At 37.6% G+C, this 4926-nt stretch carries 8 protein-coding genes; all 8 read right to left on the bottom strand.

Annotated elements, in window-relative coordinates:
* Positions 1-461 precede the first annotated feature (461 nt).
* Complete coding sequence (locus CDOM16188_RS10860) at positions 462-767, bottom strand: phage holin family protein (RefSeq protein ID WP_172202137.1); 306 nt, start codon at positions 765-767, stop codon at positions 462-464.
* Positions 764-1120, bottom strand: a complete 357-nt coding sequence (locus CDOM16188_RS10855) for a hypothetical protein (RefSeq protein WP_253908196.1) — start codon at positions 1118-1120, stop codon at positions 764-766. The genes CDOM16188_RS10860 and CDOM16188_RS10855 overlap by 4 nt, the downstream gene beginning before the upstream one ends.
* A 12-nt stretch (positions 1121-1132) precedes the next feature.
* A complete protein-coding gene (locus CDOM16188_RS10850; protein WP_172202135.1) occupies positions 1133-1657 on the bottom strand; it encodes a hypothetical protein in 525 nt (174 codons plus the stop codon).
* An 18-nt stretch (positions 1658-1675) separates the two neighbouring features.
* Positions 1676-2044 carry a hypothetical protein gene (locus tag CDOM16188_RS10845; protein WP_172202133.1) on the bottom strand — a complete coding sequence of 123 codons (369 nt, stop codon included), beginning with the start codon at positions 2042-2044 and terminating at the stop codon, positions 1676-1678.
* Positions 2045-2133: 89 nt separating this feature from the next.
* Positions 2134-3855: a tape measure protein gene (locus tag CDOM16188_RS10840; protein ID WP_172202131.1), complete on the bottom strand. Its 1722-nt coding sequence runs from the start codon at positions 3853-3855 to the stop codon at positions 2134-2136.
* Positions 3855-4259, bottom strand: coding sequence for a hypothetical protein (locus CDOM16188_RS10835; protein ID WP_172202129.1), 405 nt, complete (start codon positions 4257-4259; stop codon positions 3855-3857). Before CDOM16188_RS10835 ends, CDOM16188_RS10840 begins: the two co-directional genes overlap by 1 nt.
* 42 nt (positions 4260-4301) lie before the next feature.
* Positions 4302-4529, bottom strand: a complete 228-nt coding sequence (locus CDOM16188_RS10830) for a hypothetical protein (RefSeq protein ID WP_172202127.1) — start codon at positions 4527-4529, stop codon at positions 4302-4304.
* 17 nt (positions 4530-4546) lie between these two features.
* Positions 4547-4926, bottom strand: a 380-nt coding sequence (locus tag CDOM16188_RS10825) for a hypothetical protein (RefSeq protein WP_172202125.1), incomplete at its 5' end; no start/stop codon positions are given.

Here is a 4926-nt window from a genome sequence, read left to right as displayed (position 1 = left end):
AAATTTTTACAAAAATCAAACCTAGGTTTTTCTAAATAAGAATTTAAAAGAGTTAGTATATGTAAAACCGCTTTTCAAATCAAAGTGAATTTACGCTTAAAATCAAAGTGGGTTAAATTTGCTTGATTTTTACTTTGATTTCTAACGTGAATTTTATGGTTCTAAATGGTGTTTAAAAGAGTATTAAAACAGTTTAAAATTCCTAAATACTCTTCTGCTATTTTTATGAGTTAGGGTTCTTAAATCCTCATCGCTCTATTCCTCCACCCTCTAGCATATGTAAAACCCGGCTACTAGCTCTTGTATCTTTGGATTATTAAATTCTAACTCGTATAAAATATCTAGCGATCTACTGAAATTTGGTATAATTCTAACTCCTTGTATGTTTTATTCATGTCTTCGTTTCTCGGTATGGGCCGCATATAGTCATGGTTCGAATATCTATCGCTATACCAGTCATCTTACTTTTTTAGTCTGCTGTCTATCACTTTATCAAGTAGGACATTGATCCACTCAGCGCCTTTCCATGCAAAAAAGCCACAAGCCGCTAGAGCTACCTTCTGGCTTTGATAGATATGATCTACTATTTCAAAGCTAATCCAGCCAAGAAACATAGAGCTCGCAGTTCCTACTATAAGATTTGCCGCCTTGTGTCCGGTGCTTTTTGAAGGACAAGTTCCTATATTCAAAAGACCGCCTATAAGTCCTATGACTAAAACCCAAAAATATATACCCATCTCTTTTACTATATTAAAGTCATTTGTCATTTAGGCTCTCCTACGCACTCTTTGAGTAGCCTTTCAGTCTCTTCATAATATTTGGCTATGGCTTTGGCACTCTCTAAGTTGTTTTCATCAAATTTTGGTTTATCCGGGATCTTTGCTTCACACTTAATAGGCAGATAGACATCCTGATACACCGTTCTTGTTATGATTTCGGGCTTTTGGCTACATCCCGCTAAAAATACCGCAAAGCTAAGCAGTATGATAAATATGATCTTTCTAATGGTTCTTTCAGTCATATTTTCAAATTTAATCAATGCTTGTATGATCTTCCAGCGTCGCTTTGCTCGCGTAGAAATGCTCCTGCGCTCTGCTTGGGTCGCTTTACTCGTTTTCATCTTCCTAGCTCCCTAAAAAGGCTCTCGTAATACTTTAGCTTTGCTTGGCACTTGCTTGAAGTATCCGGAGGTTTGATTTTTATACGTATATCCTGCGCTTGATAGATAGCTTGATAAATATCCTGCCGGAGCTGTAGTGAAATTTGATACTAAGCCAGAATACCCACCGCTAAACATAGAGTAGATACTCTTTAAATTTGAAACTGCACTTAGTATATTTCCTGCACCGCCAAAGGCACTATTACCGCTTAAAATTTCGCCTGTGCCAGATATAACCACATCCGTGCCGTTTACTTGACCGCTAAACCCACCCTCGCTATTCTTGGTTAATCCGTAAAATGAAGCGATAGAAGCTAAATTTGACCCACCGCCAAGCAATGCACCAAAACTGCCCGATAAGCCTTGCGATAGGCTTCTGGCATAAGGACTTATCATATCCCTAAATAGCCCTTGTCCTATCTCTTTAAGTGCGCCTTTTAACGATTTAGTTTTTTGCATAAAGAAATCAAAGAACTTATCCTCTACGGTCTTACTCATAGTTGAGACCGTATCGGCTCATGAGCCTTTTATGTCTTTGAATGAATTTTTGGCTATTTTTGAGCCTTGCAAAAACGCCTTTTCTTCCATTTTTAGCAGCTTATCAAGCTGCTCTTTTGTGATCTTTTCGCCGTTTTCAAATGTAAGCTTCTCATACTTCTCTATGATTTTTGCTTTTTCTATCTGCCAAGCTCTCTCGTATTCGCCTATGGTTTTATAGTATTGGGCTCTTAAGTCAAGCTGCTTCTCTATTGCTTCGGCTTCACTCTTTTCTACGGCTTTTATGTTTTCATTTGCTATGGCTTCTAGTTTTGAATTTAGGAAATGTTTTACTTTGCCTTTGTCTATGCCAAGACTTAGCATTTCATTGTATTTATCAAATACCACTTGTGTCTTGATTTCAATATCGCTAAAATCAATTTCAGCTATCTCTTTTAGGGCGGATTTTAGAGCGTTGGCATTATCTTTGAAAGCTTTTATTCCACTTTGGCTTTTTCTTTGCCAAAATTCTCATATTCGTCGTTAAGTTTTATTAGCTTAGCGAGAGTTTTTTCTTTAGCATTTAGATAGCTTCGCTCGTTTTCGGCAGTGACTCCCGTAAGCTCGCTTAGCTTGGTTAAATTTTCTATTTTGATCTTGATTGCATCTTCAAGATCTATCTTTGTCTTTATGTTTTTATGATCGTCAAGGATTTTGTCTATAAAGGCACTTGCTTGAAGAAATTGACCTTTGGCGCTGTTTGGATTTGATAGAGCTTCAATTTGCTCTTTAATCTCTTTTATTCTATCTTTAACCGTCTCAAGCCTAGATTCAAATTTGCCGGCTCCGGCGGTTATCGCATCAAAAGCTTGGACTCTTTGCTCTTCATCTTGAAATTCTTCATCAAGCATACTTAGCGCATATTCACTTCCCTCTATAGATCTAGTTAGATTATCTTGCTCTTTTGCTAGGGTTATAAGATGATTATTTAGCTCGTTTACACTTAATTTTTTTATCTCTTCACTGGTTAGTTCAATGGATTTTCTTAGCTCCTCGTTACGCTCTTTCGCTCCGCCAAAGGACTCTGCAAGCTTGCCTATTACTTCGATAGCTACCATAATTCCAGCTACCGGAAGCACACTCATCATAGCGCCTCTTAACGCTCTAAAAGCTGTAGCAGCCCCACCGGCTCCTACTTTTAGCACGTCCATTACGCTGCCTGCACGAGAGAGCGAGGCTATAAAAGAGTTCGTATACATTCCGTTCATTGTTTTATTAAATAACGATGTATATAAATTTGCACCTATTACGCTAGCCTTATATGCTACAAATCCTTTTACCAGTAGCCAAATGGCACTACTAACTTGCTCTGCATAAACGCTAAGTCCGCTAAAAGCGCTTGATAATCCAATTGTTGCACCGGTAATAGCCTTAGTAAATCCCGAAGCCTCATTAAGCCTGCCTAAAAGAGCTTGAACGCTATTGCCTAATACGGTCATACTCTGACCGATGGTTATAGGCATTTTTCCAAATTCTTTTTCTATAAGATCTTTTTGTTTGTATAAAGCGAAAAATACCGTTTCGGTAGTAAGCTTGTTTTCCTCAGCCAGTTTTCTAAGCTGTCCTATACTTACGTTCATACCATCCGCTATCGCTTGAGCCAAGCGCGGAGTTTGCTCCATTACGGAGGCCAACTCTTGTCCGCGCAATGAGTTTGCGGCTAGGCCTTGAGACAATTGAATAAGCGCTGCGTTTGCGCTTTGCGCACTTGCTCCGCTTATAACCAAAGATTTACTTACCGCCTGAGTTACCTCTATCATCTGCTTAGATGATATTGCGCTATTTTTTAGATTATTTGCAAATCTTGTATATAAATCCGTTGTCTCTGTAAAACTTACGCGTGCACTATTTGCTACGTTTAAAATTTGCGCACTTAGAGCCTTTAGTTCGTTGCTATTTTTTGTCACAAGACTTAATCTGCCGGTAGCGTTTGCCAGTGCGTCTATCGATGCTATACTTTTACTAAAAGCATCGCTTAATCCATTTATAGCAAATCCTACTGCTGCAAATTTACCCAAAGTACTTCTAAGGGCATTTGCATAAGTATCGACATTATTTATACTGTTTCCAAGCTTATTGACTTCATTTCTAACCAGAGTTACGTTTTTTGTATCTCCGTCTATGGTTATCTTTATTCTTATATCATTAGACGCGGACATTATTTACTCTTCGTTTGAATTTTGGTATAATCAAATAAAAATAAAGGAGCGAAGATGAATTTACTTGATTTTATATATAAAATAGTCACAATCTGCTCTATTTGCATTTTTGCTTTTGCAGTAATTGTCATAGCTTCTTTTACTCCGCAATTAGCCTTCTTTTTGGCTACAATCGCACTCATTATAGTTGCGCCTATAGCTTTTGGTCTTATTAAGGTTGCTTGTTTTAAATAGCCAAATAGGTTCAAGATGCTATTTATAGTTAAGAATTTTCTACTTGTTTTTTGGTGGTTTTTTCTAGTAGCTATTGTAGTTGCTGGTATTTTTGAAATAGCAACTTCAGATAGCAATAAAATCTTAGCGTTTATAGTTGCCACAATAGCTGTAGGGATAGCACAAATCATTGACAATGCCCGCGCAAAAAGCAAAGCTTCCTTGTAATTTTTTCATCTAATCCCTTTATTTATTATCGCTATAAAGCTTTTTGAAATTTCAATCATCCATATAAAATCTATTTTAAACCTTTTGCAAAAAGCCTTTAAAATTAAACTATCGCACTCTATATATCCACCGTTATATCCCTGCTTAGCTACGCAAGCGATGTTCTGACCACGAAACATCAAAGTTTCATAATAATCAAGCCCGAATTCCATCGGGCTCATTCTAGCTTCCACGCAAGCAAGCAGGCGTTCTACTTTTTTACACGCTCTTTTTCTATTGCGCTATCAACTGCATTCATAACTATCGTGTAGCTTAGTCCTTTGTCTTCAATCTCGGCCTTAAAAGCTTCAAATTCCTCTCCGCTCAAGCAAAGATCAAATCTTTTCTTAGCAGTGTCATCTATACCCACTCTCTCTTTTTCGGCCGCTTTTAGCTCTTTTTTCTTATTTTCTATTTGATCTATGAGCTCAAGTACCTCTTGCATAGCGCTTGCCTTAGCTTCGCCTTTTAAGGATGAAGCTATATCTTTTTTGATCTGCTTTTTCTCTTCAAGAGTAGAGATTTCAGCATTAATCTCTCTTGCGCGACCGACTTTTGAGACAAAGTCCTCATAGCTTTTTATGACATCTG

The sequence above is a fragment of the Campylobacter sp. RM16188 genome, from assembly GCF_012978795.1.
Lineage (GTDB): Bacteria > Campylobacterota > Campylobacteria > Campylobacterales > Campylobacteraceae > Campylobacter_A > Campylobacter_A canis.
The sequence above is the reverse complement of the archived record's forward strand: the minus strand, read 5'-3'. Positions and strand labels throughout refer to the sequence as shown.

Excerpts from the sequence above, each read along its gene's own strand:
- CDOM16188_RS10840 (WP_172202131.1), bottom strand. The coding sequence starts at position 3,855 with ATGTCCGCGTCTAATGATATAAGAATAAAGATAACCATAGACGGAGAT.
- CDOM16188_RS10855 (WP_253908196.1), bottom strand. The coding sequence starts at position 1,120 with ATGAAAACGAGTAAAGCGACCCAAGCAGAGCGCAGGAGCATTTCTACG.
- CDOM16188_RS10850 (WP_172202135.1), bottom strand. The coding sequence starts at position 1,657 with ATGAGTAAGACCGTAGAGGATAAGTTCTTTGATTTCTTTATGCAAAAA.
- CDOM16188_RS10860 (WP_172202137.1), bottom strand. The coding sequence starts at position 767 with ATGACAAATGACTTTAATATAGTAAAAGAGATGGGTATATATTTTTGG.
- CDOM16188_RS10835 (WP_172202129.1), bottom strand. The coding sequence starts at position 4,259 with ATGATTTGTGCTATCCCTACAGCTATTGTGGCAACTATAAACGCTAAG.